The following is a 667-nucleotide window of genomic DNA, read 5'->3' as shown; positions in this document are numbered from 1 at the left end:
TCCGAGTTCCAGACAAACGAACTGCTTCGTTACCGGGCACTGCTAAGCGACCAGCCACTGGCGGAAGATGGCATGTTCACCGCCTTGCCGGAGCAACAACAGGCGCTGATCCGCGAAAACTACCTCAGCGAAAAGCGCGAGTTTGAAGCAACCCTTGCCAGCATCAGTGCTGAAATGCAGGTCAACCGGACCTCGCAGGCCGCACGCCAGAGTGACATCAATGCCCTGACCGGCCTGACTGAAAATATCAGCCAGCGACTGGCAGCCCGCAAGACCCTAAACCAAGTCAAAGTCATTGGTAAGGTGGAATACCTTGAGCAGGAGAAAGAGCTGCTGGAAGCACAGCGCCAGGTTGCGCAGCAGCAGGCTGAGCTGGATGTCCTGAAATCCCAGTACCGCAGCCTTAAAGAGAGACTGGCCGGCTTCTTAGCGCAAAAACAGCGGGAATGGCTGGAAAAACGCAGGCAGGCCAAGCTGCAACTGACCGCCCTGAGCCAGGAGCTGTCGACAGTCCGTGAACGCGAGCAACTGGAAATCATCCGTTCACCGGTTGACGGCACGGTTCAGCAGCTTAGCGTCTACACCCTGGGTGCCGTCCTGCAGCCGGCGCAAAACCTGATGATCATCGTCCCAGAAAATGCGGTACAGCAAGCCGAGGTGCAAATCC

Annotated in this window: 1 protein-coding gene; it reads left to right on the top strand. The window is 57.3% G+C overall.

All coding sequences use genetic code 11. The features are described 5' to 3' along the window. On the top strand, positions 1 to 667 hold a 667-nt coding region (locus C942_RS24230), incomplete at both ends, for an HlyD family efflux transporter periplasmic adaptor subunit (RefSeq protein ID WP_036801923.1).

Source organism: Photobacterium marinum (assembly GCF_000331515.1).
GTDB lineage: Bacteria > Pseudomonadota > Gammaproteobacteria > Enterobacterales > Vibrionaceae > Photobacterium > Photobacterium marinum.
The sequence above is the reverse complement of the archived record's forward strand: the minus strand, read 5'-3'. Positions and strand labels throughout refer to the sequence as shown.